This window comes from Paenibacillus sp. PSB04, from assembly GCF_025809195.1.
Taxonomy (GTDB): Bacteria; Bacillota; Bacilli; order Paenibacillales; family Paenibacillaceae; genus Paenibacillus_AQ; species Paenibacillus_AQ favisporus.
This window is the reverse complement of the sequence record NZ_CP081301.1, coordinates 1,212,690-1,232,363: the sequence shown is the minus strand read 5'-3', so window position 1 is coordinate 1,232,363 and position 19,674 is coordinate 1,212,690. Positions and strand designations below refer to the sequence as shown.

The following is a 19,674-nucleotide window of genomic DNA, read 5'->3' as shown; positions in this document are numbered from 1 at the left end:
CTCACGATGAGTAATGGCACACTTACAAGAAAGCTGGGCTTCTGGTCAGCCTTGGCCTTAGCGGTGGGAACAACGATCGGCTCCGGAATCTTCGTCTCGACCGGGGATGTGGCAAGGGCTGCGGGCCTGCCTTCCATGTCCATCCTGGCTTGGATTATCGGCGGCGTTATTGCCATCCCGCAGGTTATGGTGCTGGCCGAGCTGTCTACTGCTTACCCGGAAAATGGAAGCGGTTACGTGTATCTGAACAAAGCGGGTTGGCGGCCGCTTGCCTTCCTGTACGGATGGGCGACGTTCTGGGCGCTCGATCCTCCGTCCATCTCGATCATGGCACTCGCGATCGTCACTTATCTGGCAAGCTTCTTCCCGTTCTTTAGCGGGATTGCGGGCAAGCTCCTGGGCATTGCCATTATTTTGTTCATTACCTCCATTCATTACCGCAGCGTAAAGGAGGGCGGCCGCTTTCAAGTCATCATTACTTTGCTCAAGATTATTCCGTTCCTCATCGTCATCGCGCTGGGCTTGATGTATATGAATTATGATCACTTTTCGTATACTCCTGCGGCGGGAACGCATAGCGGCAGCCTGATCGGCGGAGTATCGGCCACAACCTGGGCGTATACGGGAATGGCGTCGATCTGCTTTATGGCAGGGGAAATCCGAAATCCCGGGAAGGTGCTGCCGAAGGCACTCATCAGCTCGGTGCTGATCGTTCTTGGTCTTTACACGCTGCTGTCTGTTTGCATTACCGGTTTAATGCCGTTTGACAAGCTGATGGGCTCCAGCGCCGCCGTATCCGATGCGGTGAGCTACATTCCGGGGTTCTCCGGCATCGCCTCGTCCTTCGTGGCGGTCACAGCTATTATCGTCATCCTCGGCGCGTTAAGCTCGTGCATCATGTTCCAGCCGCGTCTTGAGTATGCCATGGCCAAGGACGGGCTGTTCTTTCAGCGCTTTGCAAAAGTCCATCCCAAGTACGAAACGCCAAGCTTCTCGATTCTGGCCCAAGTTACGTATGCCTGCATTCTCGTCTTTTTCAGCGATTTAACCGCACTGCTGGGTTACTTTACGCTGATTCAGCTGGTGATTAACATCCTGGACTTTGCTGCGATTTATAAGTGCCGGAAAAGAGAGGACTACAAGCCGATCTACCGCATGCCTTTCTGGAGAATTACAACGGTGCTGGCGATCTTGGGCGCAGCCTGGCTGGCGTGGGGAACCTTCACCTGGGCTCCGCTCGAGGGGATGATTGCGGCGCTGATCGTGATCGTCACCGGTCTGCCTGTCTATTACTATTGGGAAAAGAAATACGGACGCCATCGACACCAAGACAGCAGCCCCCCAATGATGGCCCAGCCCGCAAAAAAAGAATTGTAAGTTTGGTAATATCTAATTATAATACAAGACATAACAAATAGAGGGGCGGCAACCGCTCCAGCACAGGAGGGAACGCGACATGTTTAATTTTGACGAAGAGCTGTTTCTAAAATTGGTGGAAAAGGAAGGCCTCGCTTACCGAAGCCAGATTGAGGACATCGTCGACGGGATCTGCAGCAAAGGTTACAGCAACATCTTCATGATCGGCGCGGGCGGTACCATCGCGATGATGTACCCGTATGAATATATCCTGAAATCGAGCTCCAAGATCGACGTGCACGCCGAAATCGCCGCGGAATTTCTGGTGATGAACAACAAGCATTTCAGCAAGGATTCCGTGTGCATCTTCACCTCGGTATCCGGAACGACGAAGGAGACCATCGAGGCGATCGAGTACTGCAAAGAGCGGGGTGCAACGACCTTTGCCCTGGTGGCCGAGCCGGACACGCCGATCACGAAGCTGGTCGATCACTGCATTACGACCGGGTCGGAGAAGCACTCCTTCGATACATTCTTCATGCTGCTGTACATGGTCGTATTCCGGTTCATGTATAACAATAACGAGTTCCCTCATTATGAGCAATTCACCAAGGAAGTCGCCCTGCTGCCGCAAGCCATTCTGGATGCCGTCAAAGCGTTTGATAAGCGGGCCGAGGCCTTTGCCGTTGAGCATAAAGATACGAACTACCACATGATGGTCGGCTCGGGGAACCTGTGGGGCAACACCTATTCCTACGCTATGTGCGTGCTGGAAGAGATGCAGTGGATTCCCGCCAAGTCCATCCATGCGGCTGAATTTTTCCACGGCACCCTGGAGCTCGTCGTAGAAGATACAAGCGTCATTCTGCTGAAGGGTGAGGATGAAACGAGACCGCTGGCGGACCGTGTGGAACGATTTGCCGAGAAGGTCACCAAACGGCTGACGGTGATTGACACGAAAGATTTTGTGATGGAAGGGATCAGCGATGAGTTCCGGAAGCATTTTGCCGTGAGTATCAACTGGGCGTTGCTGAGCCGGATCAGCGTCTATCTGGAACGCGAAAGAAACCATCCGCTGACTTTGAGACGATACTATCGCAAGATGGAATACTAATACGTACGGGGAGCGCTGCCTATCCCGGCAGAGCTCCTTCCTTACACGGGAAGGTGAGACAAGATGCGAATCGTTACAGTCGGAGACAATTGTATGGATGTTTACCGATCCTCGGGGAAAGCCTGTCCTGGAGGAAATCCGGTAAACGTAGCCGTCTATTTGACCGAACTGGGTGCGGAGACAGCCTATATCGGCTGGGTGGGCAACGACCAGTATGGGGAGATTATGGTTCAGGCGATTCGGGGCAAGGGCGTAGATACGTCCAGGGTCTCGGTCCAAGAAGGCCGCACGGCGGTGACCTACGTCGATATGGTAGGCAGCGAAAGAAAGCTGGGCGATTATGAAGAAGGCGTGATGGCTGATTTCGCCTTGAACTCCGAGGATCTGCGCTTTACGGAGTCATTCCAGCTGGTGCATTCCGCGATTTGGGGCCATGCCGATTCGTATTTCGCTAATTTTAAGGAAAAAGGACTGCTGACTTCCTTCGACTTTGCCGATAAGCTGGATCATGAGCTGGTGACGACACTGACGCCATACGTGGACTACCCGTTCTTGTCCTATACACAGGATGACGAACATATCCGCCGCCTCATGCGGGAGATCAAGGACCGGGGCTCCAAAATCGTCGTAGCCACGCTTGGAGAAAACGGTTCTTTGGCCTACGATGGAGAACGGTTCTACAAGCACGGAATTACGGAGGTGGAGGTAGTCGATACGCTGGGAGCGGGTGATTCATTTATCGCCGGATTTATATACGGTATTCTGAAAGGGCTTCCGGTCGCAGCCTGCCTGGAGCAGGGCGCCGATAAAGCCGCAAAGACGATCAGCTACTTTGCTGCATGGTGACTGGACGTAGCCATCAATGTATAATAGAGAGATACAAATTTGATCATTGATGGATAAGGATGAATGTTCAATGAATTTGAATCCTTCAACCCCTCAGCCGCTGTACATGCAGATCAGGCAAATGTTGAAGAATGATATACAGCAGGGGCGCTACAAACCGGATGAGCAGATCCCGACAGAGGCCGAGCTATGCGATATTTATAGCGTGAGCCGGATTACGATCCGCAAGGCGATCGAGGAGCTGGTCCGGGAAGGAGCGCTGACCCGGATTCCACGGCGGGGGACGTTTGTGGCCTCCAACAAATTCCATAATGAGCTGCTGTCTGTAAGCGGATTCTCCGAATTCAGCCATCAGCTTGGGATGATTCCGAATTCCCGGATACTCAGGAGCGACGTGATTGAAGCGACCGAAGACGTGGCCAGGTATCTTCGCATCGATGCGGGCAGCCCGGTGCTCGAGCTGGAGCGGCTTATGTACGTCAATGACCGTCCGCTGTTTTACGACATCGCGCATTATTCGCTGACACGCTTTCCCGACCTGGAGAAGAAGATTACTACGAACGAATCGACGTATAAAATTCTGTCCGAGGATTACGGAACGGAAATCGTTAGCAACGATAAAGAGATCGATGTGATCGGCGCGACCAAGGAGTATGCCAAGCTGCTGGAATGCGACATCGGGGCGAATCTGTTCCGAATTTTAAAAGTGGCCTTTGACGCCAAGGATGAGCCGGTGCATCTCTCTACCTTCATGTGTGAGACCAACCGGGTCACGCTGACGGTTCACCGGGCGAAGCAGGGGCAGTAGACTTAGGGCTGAACGCTCATGCGGACAGGGACGGGCGGACACTGCACTGTGATCTGAAAATAAAAACGGACGCGGGTTAAGAACCGGCGTCCGTTTTTTTATCCTAATCCAATTCCACAGTTCGATTCATATTGGTGCCTTCGTTGCTTTTACCCATCAGTCTGCGGAACAGGAACCGGGCCATTTTGAACTTGTTGCCGGCATCCCAGTACTCGGCTGCTTCAGCCTGCACCTTGATGAGCACAAGGTTCGGATCGTCATAGTTCGTTTCCAGCAGCTGCTCGTAAACGGGGTTCCACAATTCCTTCAGCTTTTCGGTGCTGTTCACCAGCTCAGCTTCACCGCGGATGGAGACGAAGGACTTGCCGGCATAGGCCACGTTGACCTGCCGGTTTTGCAGCAATTCATGGAACTTCTCAGTGTCTTTCTTGGTCAGGAACCACAGGTCGCCGTCGAATTCGATATCCTGGGTCTTCATGGGACGTGAAACCAGCCCTTCTTCCGAGACGGTCGTCAGCATGGCTGTGTCGATGCCCTTAATCAAATCGCGTACTTTCTCGATCGCTTCTTGGTTGTCCGGAGTTGGATTTGTCATTTTGTTCACCTTTTCCTAGTGTGTGTTTTTATTAGTATTACACTTATTTATACGCTGCCAAACCAAGAGAATTGGGCTGACTCCACTCCTGATTTGAGTCCCCTTATGCACAAGCCTATACCTAGACCCCCGAGGTTCATCGCGTCTTAACGGAGAAGGTATTTCCGAAGCAGACTGAGGATGTTTACCACAGAGGGGTGGGCAAATTCACCAGATTAGGAGACGATCCCATGACCAAAGCCGCGATTCCGGTACGCTGCCGGGCGATGGCCTTTGGTTTTTTGTTTATTTCCGAGCTGTTCGCACGACAATCATTTAACACTCCAGAGAATAGTGCTATACTATAAATTAAGTAATCATTCATCAGAAAAGGTGGATAACCGGGTCGCACTCTGGCTTGCCTCTTGAGAGCGCCTACATCTTTTCTTCAAATACTAGCGTGTAAGGACGGTAATTATGAGCAACAGACAAACCGATACAGACGTTATCTTAATTGGTGCCGGAATCATGAGTGCGACTTTGGGGACACTGTTGAAAGAATTAGTACCGAACTGGAAAATTACAGTGTTTGAGAAGCTGGCAAGCCCGGGAGAGGAAAGCTCGAACGAATGGAACAACGCAGGAACGGGGCATGCCGCCCTGTGCGAGCTGAACTACACATCCGTAAAACCGGATGGATCCATAGATATCAGCAAAGCGATTAGCGTCAACGAGCAATTTCAGGTTTCCATGCAGTTCTGGTCTTATCTGGTCAAAAGTAATTTGATCCGCAATCCGCAGGACTTTATTATGCCGCTCCCCCATATGAGCATGGTTCAGGGGAAAGAAGACGTGGCATTTTTGAAGAAGCGTTTTGAGACGATGTCCAAAAACCCGCTGTTTCAAGGGATGGAATTCTCCGACGATCCGAAAAAACTGATGGAATGGATTCCGCTCATTATGAAGGACCGGACCTCGGATGAACCGATCGCGGCCACCAAAATGGACTCGGGAACGGACGTCAACTTTGGCGCTTTAACGCGTATGCTGTTTGAGCATTTGAAGAGCAAAAATGTTGGTATTCATTACAAGCACAGTGTGGACGATATTAAACGCAACAGCGATGGCGCGTGGGAATTGAAAATACGCAATTTGAGCAGCGGCAGCGTCGAACGCCATACGGCGAAGTTCGTCTTTATCGGCGGTGGCGGCGGCAGCCTTCCGCTCCTTCAGAAATCTGGCATCCCGGAAGGGAAGCATATCGGCGGATTCCCGATCAGCGGACTCTTTATGGTGTGCAACAATCCGGAAGTGGTAGCGCAGCACCATGCCAAGGTGTACGGCAAGGCCAAAGTGGGTGCGCCGCCGATGTCGGTGCCGCATTTGGACACCCGGTTCATCGACAATCAGAAGTCGCTGCTCTTTGGGCCGTTTGCGGGCTTTTCGCCAAAGTTCCTGAAGACCGGTTCCATGTTCGATTTGCTGGGTTCGGTCAAGCCGAACAACGTGCTCACGATGTTAGCTGCAGGCGCCAAGAACCTGTCGCTGACCAAGTACCTGATCCAGCAGGTGATGCTGTCGAAGGAAAAACGTATGGAAGAGCTGCGTGAGTTCATCCCGAACGCCAAGAGCGAGGATTGGGATATGCTGGTGGCCGGCCAGCGCGTGCAGGTCATCAAAGATACGGAAGCGGGCGGCAAAGGCACGCTTCAGTTCGGTACGGAAGTCGTGACCGCCTCGGACGGATCCATTGCTGCCTTGCTGGGGGCTTCTCCGGGGGCCTCCACCGCCGTTTCCGTCATGCTCGAGGTCATCGAAAAATGCTTCCCTCAGCATGCGAAGGCGTGGGAGCCGAAGATTCGGGAAATGATTCCGTCTTATGGCGCGCCTTTGATGAAAAATCCGGGGCTGATCCGCGAAATTCATACGTCGACGGCACGCACGCTCGGTCTCAACCGTGGATTGCATTCGGCCAACGTGATGTAAATATAGCGATATGATAAGAAAAACGTCTATCGACGTACCTTCAAGAAGACAGACCGCGTTTAACTGAAGTTTTTCTTGCGATTATAGAATGGTTCAGCTTCGCTGAAATTTATAAATTCTATAATCTTAAATAAAACGGCCTTCACCCTGAGCTTTAAGGGATGAGGGCCGTTTTGCATTTGCAGAGGACACCGGTCAGGGTACGTAAGCACCGACGACTTCAAACTTTGGCTCGCCTGCGATCGTCATATACTTCACTTCAACGACGCAGCCTTTCTGAAAGGAGGGAATATTCACGATCGGGATAAACGTTTTGACGATGGTATGATGAGATTCGCCATCCGGCTTGGTGACGGTTAAATCAAGCAGCACCTCCGGTTGATTATTGAGCTGCGCATTCGTTTGCTGAATGGAATTGATGACGGCTTGCGCGGATGTGCCGTTTGTGAGGATGGTTTTGCGCTGCGATAGCCCTTTACGTTGACGGGTTACTGTCTTGATGGCAAAAGTGATCGTCAGTGAGGCGGTAAGTAACGAAAAGATAATGATGATCATAACAATTGTCGTCAATGGCATGCACCTCGCTTCCATTTTTAATATAATTCAGGTAAATGGCCCCAAGTATTATATATTAAGCTTAATGCAGCGCAGGGGGATCCGTCTACGATTTACAAATAAATCATCTACATAGATTGAATTAAGTTTAACCATTTGGGCAGGGGAGAGGAAAACATGATTCAGTTGAAAGATATCGGGAAATTCAAGGAGCTTCCAGAAATCGCAATGCATATCTATCAAGGGAATATTCCGGCTTTGCGGGATGCTCTCGCGGAGGGTTGGGATATTGAGGAGGATATCGTACTTAGCCGGTATAATGCGTTAAGTCCGCTTGACCTTGCCGTGATCGCGGAACGGCTGGATGTAGTTAAGCTGCTGGTAGAACACGGCGTCAACCTCAATAACGCACAGAGTCCGGCTTTTTTACGGGCTGTACGTTATGGGAAGAAGGAGATGGTACGCTATATCCACGCGCAGGGTGCCAGAATGGACATGCTTAATCGAGTGGGCTCCGGCGCGTATTCGCAGGCTTATTATGGCAACAAAAGCAACATCCCGCTCATTCAGGAGCTGGGCCTCGATATCAAGCTGCACGGCGGGGCTGTACTTCGCCAGGCGGTGTCCGATCATGACTATAAAACCCTCAATTACTTGCTCGATCAAGGGGTGGACATTAACTACAACCAGCCGGATCAAGTCTATCCTTACGAAGCGACGCCGTTAACCGTGGCCGCGCGCATTGGAAATTTCGACATGGTCAAGTTTTTGGTCGAGCGGGGCGCGGATGTGACGTTAGCGGAAAAGGACGGTGAACGGCCGTATACGATCGCGGTCAGCCAAAAGAACGTAGTTCTGGCCGATTATTTAAAATCGCTGGAACCGCCGGAATTTCATGACGTGGCGAATAAGAAGCATGAACTGAGAGCGTATAAATTACCGGAGGAGCTGGTCGATCTGTTAACGGGTGACCGTCTGCGCCTTGAGTTAGCCCCCAATGAGTACGATATCCGGCATATCGACTTCTTCACATTGACCGACACGATCCCGATCAAGGTTGGGCGGCAGAAGCTGCTGCGCCTATCGGCAGACATAGACAACTATTCGGATCTTCAGCTCATGTGGAATCCGAAGAAAAAAGGATGGATCGGCTGCTATGACGTCGAGCATGACCACTATTCGGACCTGTGCCGTTTGGGAGAGTTCCTCGAGCAGCCTGGTACGTATCTTATTCGTTTTCTGGAGGGTGAGCTGTAGAAACAGTAATGGGTGCTTGAGGATGATCCGGACGAATCTGGGTGATTTTTCATACATCGTAATACTTTCGCCCTGTTGGCGCGCTGCGGAGTATGGGAAGATGGGGACATCAAAGGCTCGGGTTCAGCAAAATCCGAAGCCCTTGACCTTCAGGCTATGGCGGTCCTTCCTTCTAACTTCATTTGGCGAACATAGGGCCGCCGCTTCCCTGAAGGATTCCGATTCAGAGAGGAGGCGTCCAGGCTATCATGCTCCTTCCTTCTTAAACCCTTATTAAAAATTAGGGGCATGGGTTTCCTGGACTCTTTAATATGAATATCAATACCATCTACTTACGAAGAGCCAATCATCTGATCGTGGAACAAGGGCAGGGAGGCGAGCCGCTCCCGAAGGCCTATTTGGCATCCGCCCTGAAAAATATTGAAGCGCTGGGATATACGTTTTCGCATGCGCTGCTGCGCGCGGTAAAGGACTTATCTAAAGTACAGTTTGAAGCATTATACCAACAGCTGGTCGCGGATTTACAGGTTATGGTCGGGGCTCATGTGAAGTTCAAACCGATGTACCCGGATTTTCCGATGCAGGTCATGGAGCATAGCGATGCCGAGCTGTATCTGAATGCGATTTATCATTACCTGACGTTGGATGTACCGGCGTACGGGCAAGCGGACCGGCTGCCCCTGGAGGATGAAGGTAACCTGAAAGTGATTGGTTTGGGGAGCCGGGCGGAATTCATGAGCCTGATCTCCCGGTTGATTCAAGCCAAAGGCTCAATCTCCGATCGTGACAAACAGGATATTGATGACGTTATTGCGTTTGCCGGCGAGGATGATTTGGAAGTGCTTCTACCGGACGACATCCCGTTCAAGGAAAATGCGGCATTCGTCGCAGCGTCCTTAATGAAGCATGACCAGTCCAATCTGGAGCAGATCGGACGGTACTTCCGGACGGCGACCGATGTCCTTCGGCTGGCAGCCGCATGGTCAGATGGAGACGTCAGTCTGGCCGAGGCGACGCGCTTCCGCAAATTCAAACGGCGCGAGCGACGGCTGCTGCTGGGACTGCTCGAGAAGTGCCCATCCATCACGGAAGATATGCTGCGGTACAAGGAGCGCTGGATTCGGCTGGGCGAAATTCTGCATCCTTCCGAATATAAGCATCGCTTCCGGCGGTGCGAGGAAGCCTTTGACGTCCTGCGCAACGACAAGCCGTTCACGACCTTTAACGGAAGCGTGGAGCTGGCCTTCCAATTCCGGAACGTTTGGACGCTGATCGATCTCCTGATGCAGCGCCCGGGCGAACTGGCGAGAAGGCTCGATCATCTGCTCCGGTCCACCGAGCATACAGAGTATGTCGTGCTGGCTTTTGGCGAGGTGGTTAAGGAAGTATCGACGCCGGTGCTGCTGCAGGTGAAGAACCATTTTGCCCGCCGCCAGGAACGGCAGCAATTGCGCGTCTTTTTTCCAAAAGGGAATGTCGCCAATGCGTTTGCCCTTCGGAACAACCTGCCGGAGATTGACGAAGAGGCATGCCGGGACATCGTGCAGCTATGCGAGCAGGCGCTGATCGGGCGCTTCTCTGCCCTGCCGCCGCTCGGGAAGGTGTATGTCGACAAGCGGCTCCAAAGCTACCTCGTACCGTTCTCCGGGCGCTCTGCCAGCAAAGCACTGCATACGATCGTGCGCGGCAGCCGGGTGCCGATGGCGGAAGGGGATACGATTCGTTTCTTCAGCTGGTGGAAAGAGGGCCTGGTGGACGGCAAGCCGACGGGCCGTGTGGACATCGACCTGTCCGCCGTAATGTACGATCGTGACTGGCAGTATATGGAACATATTTCGTATACGAACTTACGGTCGTCCAAGTACCGGGCTGTGCACAGCGGAGATATCGTTTCGGCCCCTCAAGGCGCGAGCGAGTTTATCGACCTGCACATTCCTTCCATCGTCGATTACGGCGGACGGTATATTGTGACGACGTTGCATTCGTTCACAAGCCAGCCGTATTGCGATTTGCCGGAGTGCTTTACGGGCTGGATGATGCGGAAGAAGCCCGGGTCCGGCGAAATTTTCGAGCCTGGTACGGTCGCGAACAAAATCGATGTCACCGCCGATACGCAGATTGCCATCCCCGTAATCTTGGATCTGGTGGAACGCACGGTGATCTGGACGGACCTATCTTTAACTCGGCATCCGTACTACTACAACAACGTCGAGGGGAACCAAAAAGGAATGGTCCTGATGGGCAAAGCGATGACGACTTTGCGGAAACCGGACCTGTATGATCTGTTCACCCTCCATGCCAAGGCCCGCGGGGTGCTGACCGAAACTCCGGGGGAGGCCGATGCGTTGTTCTCTGTTGAGCAAGGAGTAACTCCTTATGATATCGAGGAAATTATGGCGGAATATATGGTGTAGATTCGGATATACCGAAAAACGTAAAGAGATTAACCGATAACCGGCTCATGGCTATCATGCGTCGGTTTTTTGCGTTCGTGATTTTTTTAATAAAATTCGCAACTATGACAAACCCTGTCACCAATATGGGCTAAGATGGACGTATGAAAGGCCGAAAGGAAGCAGAGGCTGGTCGTAAGAAATTTTAATCATCAAAAGGAGGAAGAACGTTATGTATGTGACGGTGCAGGATTTTATTCAGGAATGGAACAAGGAAGCCGAATTGACGCAGGGGGTTCTGGATGCGCTGACGGATGAATCGCTGGGGCAGCAGGTCTATCCGGAAGGACGGACTTTGGGCAGGATCGCCTGGCATTTTGTCTCGAATATCCCCGACTATTTGAACGAATTCGGCATCGCGATGGATAAGGTCGCAAATCCGGATGAAGTCCCTTCCGCTAAAGAGATTGCGGATACCTTCCGGACGGTCAGCTCGACAGCCGCCAAGGCACTGGAAGAGCAGTGGACCGATGAGTCACTTCGCAAGGTACAGAACGCATTTGGACGAATGGAATCCAACGCCTCCATCCTCATGGGGCTGATCAAGCATATTGCGCATCATCGGGGTCAAGCGACGGTTCTGATGCGTCAAGCGGGACTGGGCATACCGGCTGTCTACGGGCCATCGAAGGAAGGATGGGTGAAGCTGGGGGTACAGCAGCCGCCGCTGTAGAATCATTGGGCGCCCGATACGGCGCTTTTTTTATAAATGCTATGCAACTCCTTGAGGCTGCCGCGCCCTGGAGAACCGCCTGCGGAAAATGCTATAATCACAGCAAGAGTATATCGCAGGGGGAATGAGGATGAGCGAGGATCTGTTGGAACAGCTGGAGACATGGCATGAAGAGGATGAATACGAACGCATCGTAGAGGCCGTAACGGAAATTCCTGCGGAGGAGCGGAATTATGAGCTGGTCGGCCATTTAGGCCGGGCGCTGAACAATCTGGAACGCTACGAGGAGGCGGTGCAGCAGTTTCTGACCGTTGCCGAGGAAGGAGCGGAAGATCCGCTCTGGCATTACCGGATTGGACTGGCCTATTATTACCTGGAGCAGTACGATGACGCCGAGCGGGAGTTTACCCGTGCCGATGAGCTGGAGCCTGGGGATGAGGATACCCTGGAGTTTCTGGAATGGATCCGTGCCAAGAAGGCCGGGGAATTCGAGGAAGAGACGGATGAAGATTTAGATTCAGACGACTCGGCGGAAGACAGTGGCTCGGATGAAGCCGGGGAAACCGATGAAACGGACGGTGCCGCGGCGGCCGTAGCTTCGGTGAATGCCATCCTATCGGACGAAGCCAATTTAGATGTGCCGTATGGCTCGCCAAATGAGGGGTTCGATATCAACAACTTCTGGAACGACGCCGATCCCGATGCGGAATCGTACGTTTCAGCTCCGCCGACGGATGATCTGATCGATTCCGTGCAAGAGGAGCTGGTGTTCAAGCTGCCGGCGTTTTATGTGCAGATGATGAAAATACATAACGGGGGCATTCCCCGCAGCAGGTACTTCCCGCTGGGTGAAGCCGCCGATGGAGCGCCAAGCGGGGTCCGGATTAACGGCATGTTCGGCATCGGCCGGGACAAAGCCAAGTCGCTCTGCGGGGCCTCCGGCAGCCGGTTTATCATCGAGAACGGTGGTTATCCGGAGTTCGGCGTCGTCATTTGCGACTGCCCACAGGAGTCCGGCGTGGTTATGCTGGATTACCGTGGCTCCGGCAACGATGGAGAGCCTGAGGTTGTGCATGTAGAACAGGCAACCGGGCGTAAGATTACCCGGCTCGCGCCCGATTTTGAAACCTTTGTTCGCGGACTAGTTAACGCCTAGGGCCCGTGACAACAAAGCAGCCATGAACGCGTGAGCGGGGATGGAATCCCTGCAATATCGCGCCAAAAAATCAAGAGGAAGCTGCTCCCTCGCAGGGGAGCCAGCTTCCTTTTTTATGGGGCAATTCCATTTCCGTTCTTTTAGGTTGCCGAATAGGAGCCATCCGTGACGGCATGCTCCAATGCCTCTTTCGCACGCTGCTTCTTGCGATGCACCCAACCGGTCAGCCAAGCGCTGATTTCGTACAAGGCGATGAGCGGAACAGCCACCATGAGATGGGAGACGAGGTCAGGCGGCGAGATCAGTGCAGCCACGGCAACCAGAACGACGTACGCGTAACGCCTCATTCCTTTTAGAATCGACGGGTTTAAGATCCCGATCCGCGCCAGAAACATAACGATCACGGGCAGTTCGAAGGCAATGGCGAGCGGGATCATGATATTAAACATAAACCCGAAGTACTGGGATACCCCATAGGTCTCCACAAGGCCGATCTGACGGTTGATGCCGGCTGTAAAGCGCAGGCTCATCGGAAAGACGACGAAATACGCAAAGGCCACGCCCACCAGAAAGCATGATGCAGCGAACGGTATGTAGCGGACTGCCGCCTTTTGCTCGCCAGGCTTGAGTCCCTGGCAGACAAACCGCCAAATCTGGTACATGCCAAAGGGTATGGTCGGCAGCAGCGACAGTACCACGGCAATGCTCATATAAATCCGCAGTCCGTCCCATGGTGAGAAGACGTTCCATGCGACGTGGAGCGGGGAATGCGTCCGCAGCAGCGTCAGGATATGAGGGGCTGCAAACAAGCCGGCTGCCATACTGACGATGAATACGGCAGCGATTCGAAGGAGCCGTTTTCTAAGCTCGGCGATATGCCCGAGCAGGGTCATCGTATTTTTCGCTTCCATAGGCGAAGATCACTCCTCCCAAGTCATGTCCGTTACCGGAAGGCCGGCGTGCAGCGCGGCGTTTTCGATTTTTTCATTTCCTTCAGCTCCAGCGTATTAAATCCCTCCTGCATTTTTTGATAGATGTCCTGAATGGCCTTTACGTCTTCAAAAGAATATCGGCGGTTACCTCCTTTCGTCCGCTCCGGGAAGATCAGCTTCCGTTCCTCGTAATACCGGATTTGGCGTTCCGACAAGCCGGTCAGCTCGCAGACGATCCCAATGCTCATCACCTTGCTCTCCATGCTTTTTACCTCCTGTGCAAGTATAGTTAACCCCGGACCATTGCAGAAACAGCCAGGATTGAAACCTAGAAGAAGATAAAACAAAGAGAAGAAACACACAAACAGATGTTTATGGAAGGAATTATGACATGATTTTAAGGAAAACCCATTAAAAATGCAATCGGTTTTTAAAAATAAAAAATACATGTAAGAAATCCTTACACAATATCACCGAAAACTAAATTTCTTTGCTAAGATCGCCTCAAGAGGTTCCATTCCACTAGCGAAGGAGTGATCGAGGTGACAATCAAGGAGCAACCGAAAGAGATGACCCGCAGACAATTTCTGTCGACCGTCGGCAAAGTAGGGGGATCCGTTGCCGTCTTCAGCCTGATGGGAACGATGGGACTGCTGTCGCCGGAGACGATGAAGGCCGCCGAATATGAGCCGCCGGGCCCGAATGATCTGCACTTAAGCGGACGGGGCGGCAAAAAAATCATCATTCTCGGCGCCGGGATCGCCGGTATGACGGCAGCGTACGAACTGGGATTGGCCGGGTACGACTGCACGATTCTCGAGGCAAAAAGCCGGGCGGGCGGCCGATGCTGGACTATTCGCGGCGGCACGTCAGAGGCGGAAATCGGTTCGGGTACCCAAACTTCCCGCTTCGATAAGGGCTTGTATTTCAATGCCGGCCCAATGCGCATTCCGCAGTTCCATGTCACCCTGGAGTACTGCCGGAAATTCGGCGTTGCGATCGAACCGTTCAACAACGTGAACGAAAGCGGCTATTACTACAACGAAAACGTCGGCGCTTTATCCGGTCAGAAGGTGCCGAAGCGGGCTGCCAAAGCAGACGTACGCGGCTACGTCGCGGAAATGCTCGCCAAGGCGGTTGACCAGAACGCGCTCGATCTTCCGCTCACGGCTGAAGAGAAGATGAAGCTCGTCGATTACTTAAAGGTGGAAGGCGACCTGAATCCCGATTTGTTCTACAAAGGCTCGCAGCGCGGCGGATACAAGGATGAGCCGGGGAGCCGGCTTGATGCCGGGGTTCTCCGCGATCCGTTCGATCTAAAGTCGATCATCAACTCCGGCTTCGGCAAGTATTTCAGCAATGAGTACGAATACGACCAGCAGATGATGATGTTCCACCCGATCGGCGGGATGGACGCCATTGCGAAGGCGTTCGAGAAGCGGGTTGGCAATCGGATCAAATTCCGAGCCGAGGTCAGGGAGATCCGCCAGTCCTCGTCGGGCGTGAGAATCGTGTACACCGACATGGCATCCGGCCGGGAGCAGGAGGTCAAAGGGGATTACTGCATCTGCACCATTCCGTTATCCGTGCTGAAGAAGATCCCCGCTGATTTTTCCCCCGAAATGTCCAAGGCGATTCAGAGCATCAACTACGCCTCTGCCGGAAAGATCGGCCTGCAGTTCAAGCGGCGCTTCTGGGAAGAGGATGAGCACCTGTACGGAGGCAGCAGCTTGACGAATATGGACATTACGCAGATTTATTACCCGCCGACCGATTATTTCGGGAAAAAGGGAGTCCTCCTCGGCTACTATGCCTACGGCGGGGTTGCCGACAAGCTCGGAGCGATGTCGTACGCGGAGCGGGAGAAGCTGGCGCTGGCACAGGGAGCCAAGATCCATCCGCAGTATCCAAAAGAGTTCGAATCCTCCTATTCGATCAACTGGAAAACGATCAAGTATCAAGAGGGCGGCTGGGTTTCATACTCAGCAAACGACCGCAATACGTACTATCCGACACTGTGCAAGCCTGACAACCGGATATATCTGGCCGGTGAGCATATCAGCTATATTACGGCTTGGCAGGCCGGAGCGATCGAGTCCGCCCGCGAAGTGGTCACCGATATCCATCAGCGTGTCATGAAATCATAGATCCATATCTAGAAGGGGCTGGTCTTTTATGATGAAAAAAATGAAAACGGCGCTGCTGATGACGGTTCTGCTTGGCACCGTCAGCGTCACGGCATATGCCGACAGCGCCGCCCATACCCCGGCGAAACCGGCCAAGCCGATCAAGACGGCGCCGGCACCGGTATTTTACGGAAGCCCGTCGTCGTCCATATCCAGCGGCGTGGTCGTTCCCGAAGGCGCATCATACTTGTTCACGAGCGGCACCGTCCCGCCAGTGCTGAACAAGGACGGCAAGACGGTCTATGAACGCTATGGGGATACGAAAACGCAGGGCATCGGCATTTTGAAGGAAATCGAAAAGCAGCTGAAGGAGCAGGGCCTTGGCCTGAAGGATGTCGTTTACCTGCGGGTTTACATCGCTCCTGACGCCCAGAAGGGCGGCACGTTTGACTATACGGGTTGGTTCGATGCCTATGCGCAGTTCTTTAATACCGAAGCCAATCCGGTAAAGCCGGCCCGCTCAACGGTAGGCGTGGCGAGCCTGGTGAGTTCCGACTGGCTGATCGAGATCGAAGCGGTGGCGGTGAAGCCGGATTCGAAGAAGAAGTGAGGCTGGAGCAATGATTTCGCTAAGGCGGAGTGTTCTCCATGACAAATGAGAAGGAGCTGATTGGCGATGTTTCAAAACGTAGGATTTGCCGGGTTGATGATGATTCTGGTCGTCGTGCTGATTTTGTTCGGGCCCTCCAAGCTGCCTGAGCTGGGCCGTGCGGTGGGACGCACGCTCTCCGAATTCAAGTCGTCCGCCAGGGACCTCGTCGGTGAGGATAAAGAAGAAGACAAAGAGCGTGAGCGAGAGTCCGGTATCATTAAAATTAAAGGATAAAGGGGAGGACCAACGGATCCGCCGATCAACGGCCACCCTGTATAGCCAGCCCCGTCATTCAACGCGAATGGCGGGGCTGTTTGCGCCCAGCCGGTCGAAGCGCATCGTGGCCTCCGCCGCTGTGTTCTTTTATAATGGAAGAACCAGGCATCGTTTGGCCGCTGAAGTTCTGGGCCGCATAATAAATTTGATACGGCACAGGATATGAAGCAGTGGAACCGGCCTTGGCCATAAGACAATCAGGCTGTCATCATGCGAAGAATGATTTTACTAGGACTGAAAAAGGAGACCTTTATGACGGATACACAAGGAAAACTGGAGGCGGGATGGCACTTAGACAACAGCTACGCCGGGCTGCCGGATCTGTTTTATACCCGGCAGGATCCGGTGCCGGTGCGTTCGCCGCAGATCGTGGCATTCAATGAGCCGCTGGCGGCGTCGCTCGGTTTAAACGCTCAGGCGCTCATGAGCGATGAAGGAGCTGCGGAACTGGCGGGAAACCGCATTCCGGAAGGGGCGCAGCCACTCGCCCAGGCATACGCAGGGCATCAATTCGGCCATCTTACGATGCTGGGTGACGGGCGGGCGGTCCTGCTGGGCGAGCAGGTTACGCCAGAGGGCAAGCGAGTGGATATTCAGCTCAAAGGAGCGGGCCGCACGCCATACTCCCGTGGTGGCGACGGACGGGCGGCCCTGGGGCCGATGCTGCGGGAATACATCATCAGCGAGGCCATGCATGGCCTTGGCATTCCGACGACCCGCAGCCTGGCGGTGACGTCCACCGGCCAGGCGATTACCCGGGAGGAAGAGCTGCCGGGCGCGATTTTAACCCGCGTGGCGGCCAGCCATATCCGCGTCGGCACGTTTCAGTTCGCTCGGGGAGCAGGCACGACGGATGACCTGCGGGCTTTGGCCGATTACACCCTGCAGAGGCATTATCCCGATGCTGACCTTGCTTCCGGTGAAAATCGCTACCTTATATTGCTGCAGGAAGTGATCAAGCGCCAAGCCGCTCTGATCGCGAAATGGCAGCTGGTTGGATTCGTCCACGGCGTTATGAATACGGACAACATGACCCTCAGCGGGGAAACGATCGACTACGGTCCGTGCGCCTTTATGGATACCTACGATCCAGCCACTGTGTTCAGCTCCATCGACTCACAGGGCCGGTATGCTTACGGCAACCAGCCGTACATCGGCTCCTGGAATCTCGCCCGATTGGCGGAAGCCTTGCTGCCGCTGCTGCATGAGGACGAGGAGCAGGCCGTTAAGATGGCGGAGAATGCGGTCGAGACTTTTGCCGGTCTATTTAATGAATACTGGCTTGCAGGGATGCGGGCGAAGCTTGGGATCTTCCATGAAGAACCGGAGGACGAGTCGCTCATCGAAGAACTCCTAGAGCTCATGAAGACGCATCGCGCCGACTATACCAATACGTTTCTTGCCTTAACGTTTGACCGGTTGGAGGGAACGCCGCTGCATGGCATCGAAGAATTCGAGGCCTGGCATGCACGCTGGCAGGAAAGGCTTGGCCGGCAGTCCGAAACCAAGGAGGCTGCGCATCAATTGATGCGGGACAACAATCCGGCGGTCATTCCGCGGAACCACCGGGTGGAGGAAGCACTGGAGGCGGCGGAGCAGGACGGCGATTACGAAGTGATGCACCAGCTGCTGCAGGTTCTGGCCGATCCTTACGCGCATACGCCGGAACAGGCCGAGTATGCCGTCGTACCGGAGTTGACGTTCCGGTATCGGACCTACTGCGGAACCTGATATGAGATCATGATAAAGGACCAGCGGAGCTGGTCCTTTTTTTGTAGGAACAAGTGTTAGCCCAATACTTCCTCTTCCTTTAATGTGGCCATCGGCTGGAGAAAACGGTGATCAAAAGCTCGCAGCGTGCCCCCCTCCCGTATCTTGTTCACCCAATCCGGATTGGCCAGTGCACTGGTTCCGACGGCGATCAGATCGGCTGCTCCTGCAATAAGCATTTGTTCGGCCCTTTCAGGATCACCCAGTTTTCCATTGGCGATCACGGGAAGGCCGCTGTATCGTTTGGCGAGCTCCGCAAGGGTCGGCCCCTCATCCGAGAAGGCGGGCATCCATGCCTTATACTCGGTCGTATGAAGGTAACTGGCGGAAGCTGCGGCCAATTCCCCGAAGATGATTTTTGCATCTTCTTCTCCATGAGCCCATTTGTGGTCAAAATCGTTCACCTTCCCTTGCGAAATGCGAACGCCGACCAAATAATCCGGGCCAACGGCGGAGCGGATGGCTCTAAGGACTTCTACGGCGAAGCGGATACGCCGGTTTGTCGCGCCGCCATAATCATCCGTGCGCCGGTTTGTATAATCCGTAATAAACTGATCGAGCAGATAGCCGTTGGCGGCATGAATCTCCACACCGTCAAATCCGGCGTACTTCGCACGGAGAGCGGCCTGCTTGAAGCCTTCGATCGTTCTTCGAATCTCTGCCAACGTCATAGCCTTTGGAACAGCGAACTCGCCGCTACCCCCATGATCCTCCAGCATCGTTCCAACAGGCTGCACCGCAGACGGTGCGATCGGAGTGAAAGCATGATGCTGGACTAACGCGCCTGCATGCATCAGCTGGGCAATGATTTTCCCTCCTTCCCGGTGCACGGCCTGAACGATCGGTATCCACGAATCGGCTTGTGCTATGCTGGCGATACCGGGCTGGTGATGATAACTCCGGCTGAATTCCTCATCCGGGTACAAGCCTTCCGTGATGATCAAGCCGAATCCCCCTTTTGCAAAACGGGAATAATAACGTGCCATACGATCGTTAGCCACTCCGTTCGGCTCTGCACTGGTGCGTGTCATCGGCGCCAGAACCGCCCGATTCGGAAGCGGTAGGGTACCTAGCATATAACCGTTAAAAAGGTTCGGATATTGCTTCATATTTAAAAACCTCCCTTTATTTTTTTGATAG

The 19,674-nt window shown here is 53.5% G+C and carries 18 protein-coding genes; 13 read left to right on the top strand and 5 right to left on the bottom strand.

Annotated features, from left to right (window positions below; genetic code table 11):
- Positions 1 to 6 precede the first annotated feature (6 nt).
- The 4 genes from K2F33_RS06045 (at position 7) to K2F33_RS06030 (ending at position 4,124) form a co-directional block, all read left to right on the top strand.
- A complete protein-coding gene (locus K2F33_RS06045; RefSeq protein ID WP_076172312.1) occupies positions 7 to 1,377 on the top strand; it encodes an amino acid permease in 1,371 nt (456 codons plus the stop codon).
- 79 nt (positions 1,378 to 1,456) lie between these two features.
- Complete coding sequence (locus tag K2F33_RS06040; RefSeq protein WP_263881249.1) at positions 1,457 to 2,470, top strand: SIS domain-containing protein; 1,014 nt, start codon at positions 1,457 to 1,459, stop codon at positions 2,468 to 2,470.
- Between the two features lie 63 nt (positions 2,471 to 2,533).
- The gene (gene frlD, locus K2F33_RS06035) at positions 2,534 to 3,316 is read left to right on the top strand and encodes a fructoselysine 6-kinase (RefSeq protein WP_163882185.1); all 783 of its coding nucleotides are present in this window, start codon (positions 2,534 to 2,536) and stop codon (positions 3,314 to 3,316) included.
- A gap of 70 nt (positions 3,317 to 3,386) precedes the next feature.
- Complete coding sequence (locus tag K2F33_RS06030; protein WP_076172305.1) at positions 3,387 to 4,124, top strand: GntR family transcriptional regulator; 738 nt, start codon at positions 3,387 to 3,389, stop codon at positions 4,122 to 4,124.
- 103 nt (positions 4,125 to 4,227) lie between these two features.
- Here K2F33_RS06030 and K2F33_RS06025 read toward each other — a convergent pair whose 3' ends face one another.
- Complete coding sequence (locus K2F33_RS06025; RefSeq protein ID WP_089549529.1) at positions 4,228 to 4,719, bottom strand: pyridoxamine 5'-phosphate oxidase family protein; 492 nt, start codon at positions 4,717 to 4,719, stop codon at positions 4,228 to 4,230.
- 456 nt (positions 4,720 to 5,175) lie between these two features.
- Between K2F33_RS06025 and mqo the strand changes: the two genes are divergently transcribed.
- Positions 5,176 to 6,684: a malate dehydrogenase (quinone) gene (gene mqo / locus K2F33_RS06020; RefSeq protein ID WP_263881248.1), complete on the top strand. Its 1,509-nt coding sequence runs from the start codon at positions 5,176 to 5,178 to the stop codon at positions 6,682 to 6,684.
- Between the two features lie 195 nt (positions 6,685 to 6,879).
- On the opposite strand, the gene K2F33_RS06015 is transcribed toward mqo, so the two are convergent.
- Positions 6,880 to 7,260, bottom strand: a complete 381-nt coding sequence (locus K2F33_RS06015) for a hypothetical protein (protein WP_244169313.1) — start codon at positions 7,258 to 7,260, stop codon at positions 6,880 to 6,882.
- A gap of 156 nt (positions 7,261 to 7,416) precedes the next feature.
- On the opposite strand from K2F33_RS06015, the gene K2F33_RS06010 reads away from it, so the two are divergent.
- The 4 genes from K2F33_RS06010 to K2F33_RS05995 all read left to right on the top strand — a co-directional run bounded on the left by K2F33_RS06010 (position 7,417) and on the right by K2F33_RS05995 (position 12,778).
- Positions 7,417 to 8,496 (top strand): ankyrin repeat domain-containing protein, encoded by a 1,080-nt coding sequence (locus K2F33_RS06010; protein WP_263881247.1) that lies wholly within the window; start codon positions 7,417 to 7,419, stop codon positions 8,494 to 8,496.
- Between the two features lie 311 nt (positions 8,497 to 8,807).
- The gene (locus K2F33_RS06005; protein WP_263881246.1) at positions 8,808 to 10,910 is read left to right on the top strand and encodes a TerD family protein; all 2,103 of its coding nucleotides are present in this window, start codon (positions 8,808 to 8,810) and stop codon (positions 10,908 to 10,910) included.
- Between the two features lie 211 nt (positions 10,911 to 11,121).
- On the top strand, positions 11,122 to 11,622 hold the full coding sequence (locus tag K2F33_RS06000) for a DinB family protein (protein ID WP_089549533.1): 501 nt from the start codon (positions 11,122 to 11,124) through the stop codon (positions 11,620 to 11,622).
- 130 nt (positions 11,623 to 11,752) lie between these two features.
- Positions 11,753 to 12,778 (top strand): SMI1/KNR4 family protein, encoded by a 1,026-nt coding sequence (locus tag K2F33_RS05995; protein WP_263881245.1) that lies wholly within the window; start codon positions 11,753 to 11,755, stop codon positions 12,776 to 12,778.
- A gap of 140 nt (positions 12,779 to 12,918) precedes the next feature.
- Here the strand turns inward: K2F33_RS05995 and tatC are convergent, their stop codons facing one another.
- Both tatC and K2F33_RS05985 read right to left on the bottom strand, forming a co-directional pair.
- Positions 12,919 to 13,689: a twin-arginine translocase subunit TatC gene (gene tatC / locus K2F33_RS05990; protein WP_076172290.1), complete on the bottom strand. Its 771-nt coding sequence runs from the start codon at positions 13,687 to 13,689 to the stop codon at positions 12,919 to 12,921.
- Positions 13,690 to 13,721: 32 nt separating this feature from the next.
- Positions 13,722 to 13,973, bottom strand: coding sequence for a MerR family transcriptional regulator (locus K2F33_RS05985; protein WP_076172288.1), 252 nt, complete (start codon positions 13,971 to 13,973; stop codon positions 13,722 to 13,724).
- Between the two features lie 279 nt (positions 13,974 to 14,252).
- Between K2F33_RS05985 and K2F33_RS05980 the strand changes: the two genes are divergently transcribed.
- The 4 genes from K2F33_RS05980 (at position 14,253) to K2F33_RS05965 (ending at position 18,495) form a co-directional block, all read left to right on the top strand.
- Positions 14,253 to 15,857 (top strand): flavin monoamine oxidase family protein, encoded by a 1,605-nt coding sequence (locus tag K2F33_RS05980; RefSeq protein WP_263881244.1) that lies wholly within the window; start codon positions 14,253 to 14,255, stop codon positions 15,855 to 15,857.
- Positions 15,858 to 15,885: 28 nt separating this feature from the next.
- Positions 15,886 to 16,446, top strand: a complete 561-nt coding sequence (locus K2F33_RS05975; RefSeq protein WP_163882169.1) for a RidA family protein — start codon at positions 15,886 to 15,888, stop codon at positions 16,444 to 16,446.
- 66 nt (positions 16,447 to 16,512) lie between these two features.
- Positions 16,513 to 16,722 (top strand): twin-arginine translocase TatA/TatE family subunit, encoded by a 210-nt coding sequence (locus tag K2F33_RS05970; protein WP_076172284.1) that lies wholly within the window; start codon positions 16,513 to 16,515, stop codon positions 16,720 to 16,722.
- A gap of 294 nt (positions 16,723 to 17,016) precedes the next feature.
- The gene (locus K2F33_RS05965; RefSeq protein WP_263881243.1) at positions 17,017 to 18,495 is read left to right on the top strand and encodes a protein adenylyltransferase SelO; all 1,479 of its coding nucleotides are present in this window, start codon (positions 17,017 to 17,019) and stop codon (positions 18,493 to 18,495) included.
- Positions 18,496 to 18,551: 56 nt separating this feature from the next.
- On the opposite strand, the gene K2F33_RS05960 is transcribed toward K2F33_RS05965, so the two are convergent.
- Complete coding sequence (locus tag K2F33_RS05960) at positions 18,552 to 19,643, bottom strand: NADH:flavin oxidoreductase (RefSeq protein WP_263881242.1); 1,092 nt, start codon at positions 19,641 to 19,643, stop codon at positions 18,552 to 18,554.
- Positions 19,644 to 19,674: the final 31 nt, after the last annotated feature.

Coding starts and splice junctions, on each gene's coding strand:
- frlD (WP_163882185.1), top strand. CDS start 2,534: ATGCGAATCGTTACAGTCGGAGACAATTGTATGGATGTTTACCGATCC.
- K2F33_RS06010 (WP_263881247.1), top strand. CDS start 7,417: ATGATTCAGTTGAAAGATATCGGGAAATTCAAGGAGCTTCCAGAAATC.
- K2F33_RS06030 (WP_076172305.1), top strand. CDS start 3,387: ATGAATTTGAATCCTTCAACCCCTCAGCCGCTGTACATGCAGATCAGG.
- K2F33_RS06015 (WP_244169313.1), bottom strand. CDS start 7,260: ATGCCATTGACGACAATTGTTATGATCATCATTATCTTTTCGTTACTT.
- K2F33_RS06005 (WP_263881246.1), top strand. CDS start 8,808: ATGAATATCAATACCATCTACTTACGAAGAGCCAATCATCTGATCGTG.
- K2F33_RS05960 (WP_263881242.1), bottom strand. CDS start 19,643: ATGAAGCAATATCCGAACCTTTTTAACGGTTATATGCTAGGTACCCTA.
- K2F33_RS05970 (WP_076172284.1), top strand. CDS start 16,513: ATGTTTCAAAACGTAGGATTTGCCGGGTTGATGATGATTCTGGTCGTC.
- K2F33_RS06040 (WP_263881249.1), top strand. CDS start 1,457: ATGTTTAATTTTGACGAAGAGCTGTTTCTAAAATTGGTGGAAAAGGAA.
- mqo (WP_263881248.1), top strand. CDS start 5,176: ATGAGCAACAGACAAACCGATACAGACGTTATCTTAATTGGTGCCGGA.
- K2F33_RS05995 (WP_263881245.1), top strand. CDS start 11,753: ATGAGCGAGGATCTGTTGGAACAGCTGGAGACATGGCATGAAGAGGAT.
- K2F33_RS05975 (WP_163882169.1), top strand. CDS start 15,886: ATGATGAAAAAAATGAAAACGGCGCTGCTGATGACGGTTCTGCTTGGC.
- K2F33_RS05985 (WP_076172288.1), bottom strand. CDS start 13,973: ATGGAGAGCAAGGTGATGAGCATTGGGATCGTCTGCGAGCTGACCGGC.
- K2F33_RS06025 (WP_089549529.1), bottom strand. CDS start 4,719: ATGACAAATCCAACTCCGGACAACCAAGAAGCGATCGAGAAAGTACGC.
- tatC (WP_076172290.1), bottom strand. CDS start 13,689: ATGGAAGCGAAAAATACGATGACCCTGCTCGGGCATATCGCCGAGCTT.
- K2F33_RS05965 (WP_263881243.1), top strand. CDS start 17,017: ATGACGGATACACAAGGAAAACTGGAGGCGGGATGGCACTTAGACAAC.
- K2F33_RS06045 (WP_076172312.1), top strand. CDS start 7: ATGAGTAATGGCACACTTACAAGAAAGCTGGGCTTCTGGTCAGCCTTG.
- K2F33_RS06000 (WP_089549533.1), top strand. CDS start 11,122: ATGTATGTGACGGTGCAGGATTTTATTCAGGAATGGAACAAGGAAGCC.